The sequence below is a fragment of the Buttiauxella sp. S19-1 genome (assembly GCF_022134725.1).
Lineage (GTDB): Bacteria > Pseudomonadota > Gammaproteobacteria > Enterobacterales > Enterobacteriaceae > Buttiauxella > Buttiauxella ferragutiae.
Map to the genome: position 1 here is coordinate 1 of NZ_JAHWLU010000234.1, position 1,919 is coordinate 1,919.

A 1,919-nucleotide genomic window follows, 5' to 3' on the forward strand; every position below is an offset into this window, starting at 1 on the left:
TTGAATATTTTTTCAAGCTTGTAATTATTTCACTTATCTCATTTTTTGGAATAGTTATATCCTCAATGACCGGACACTCTATATCCTCCCAGATCCTTCCATTATGCCCATCAACTAATTTCGTTATTTTCCCCCCAACAATCCTCACTGAACTTTCATTTGAAACAGCAAAGAAATAGGCCCCAGAGTCGTTGATGATCGTGGGGGAAGCACAAAAATCAAACACTTGCTCTGGATATTCATCATCTTGTGTCGATTCTGGGTATGCCAGTTTAAACAAGGCATCAAAAGCTTCATTTGTTGGTGCATTGAAAATTTCATCATTGCGTGGCTGAGAGATAAGAGCATTTTTTTTATCAGTGACATCATAAAAATCAATATCTAACGTTGATGTCCTGACATCTTCTGGATACATATTTCCATTTACAAAAAAATAAAAAAAACCATTCTTATAGGAATCACTCCACTGAGGAATACATTCTACCCAGATAGCAAAACGATACGGATCACCGAAAATCATATTTACCTCCATTTCCCAGGTAAACCAAACTCTTTTTTAACAGCGTTTGGTATATCACTTTTTTTCAATGGAACGGATGCATCTCCCGTACTTCCTGACCAATGCCACGAACCATCATTTGTATTCGTAAATTGATGTACGTTACCTTTTTCGTCTAATGCGTACCTCTTTTTCCCATTCTCTACTGAGTTACCAAACAATTGAATAGAGTTTGTAGGTTCGGTTCCGGCGTTTCTATTATATCCGACTTGACCAGGAGTATGTTTCCCATTCGATTGATAAACCAGCCCATTGCCAGCTTTCGTTGGGGTAGGCACAGGCATCGCGCTTCCCTTACCTTTACCCATACCGCCTGTAACAGCGGCCATGGCAACACCAGCCAAGATTTCAGCTTTCTGACTATCCAAGCCATACAATGTCTGGAGCTGTTGGGCAAACTCGGTGCTGTTAACTATTCCTGACTCGTCCATCTGCTGCATCAGCAAGACCGATAAGTCATTCTTCATGCTCCACGGGATATCTTCACCCAGCGCTTTGTCTATCGCTTCATGCACTAACATACTGTTAGCGGGGATATCACCGTATTTCTCTTTACAGGCCGCTGCATCCGAAGCGCAAGTTACAATTAACTCATTACGTTGCTTCAGACTCAGCTCTTCCATTTCCTGCACAATCTGAGAACAGTCACCACGAGCATCACAGCCCTTAGCCCTCGCTGCAAAATCATCTATCTGCTTGGCGCTCAGATAGTTATTCTCAACCGCATTCTTCCCGGCATTCGCACCGGTAGCCGCACCCGCGACATCCCCACCCGCAATGCCACCCGCCATTCCGGCAGAGATACTCGCCAGCGCACTGACCGTCTGTCTCTGCTCTTCACTCAGCGTCGACAGGTCCTTAACATCCGGGTAAAGCACCTTCGCAATGGCTCCGGCTATAAGCTCTCCCGTCGCACCACCTGCGGCACCTGCTGCGGCACTGTTACCCTGAAGTGCTGCGGTCACCCCACCCAGAATTGCATGCGCAACGGCTTTCGCTTCGTCATTATCATCAATACCCGCATGATGACCGATGATATTCGCCAGCTCCGGTGCTGCTGCTCCCGCCAGTGCCCCGCCAATATTTCCTCCGGCCAGCCCCTGAAGGGCGGCTGTCGCGGCCTGAATCCCACGCTGAACCGCACCACCGGTTCCCATTCCCGAAGCCGCAAATGCGTCGTCATAATAGTTTTTATAAACCTGAGCGTTAATGTTGTCAGGGGTCGCAGTTTTACCCGGATTTTCTTTCTCCCACTGCACTTTCGCTTTGGCGCGGTCTTCCGGAGAAACAGACTTCATTTTCTCCTGTGCATCCTTGATAGCACTCAGTTCACCCTGCGTCCGGGCAATATCTGCAGCCT

2 protein-coding genes are annotated in these 1,919 nt (G+C 47.1%); both read right to left on the reverse strand.

The window, feature by feature from the left end; all coding sequences use genetic code 11:
• A partial coding sequence (locus tag MES37_RS24210; RefSeq protein WP_237932808.1) for an immunity 42 family protein occupies positions 1-520 on the reverse strand: 520 nt, incomplete at its 3' end.
• Between the two features lie 2 nt (positions 521-522).
• Positions 523-1,919: VENN motif pre-toxin domain-containing protein (locus MES37_RS24825; protein WP_273695281.1), on the reverse strand; the 1,397-nt coding region annotated here is incomplete at its 5' end.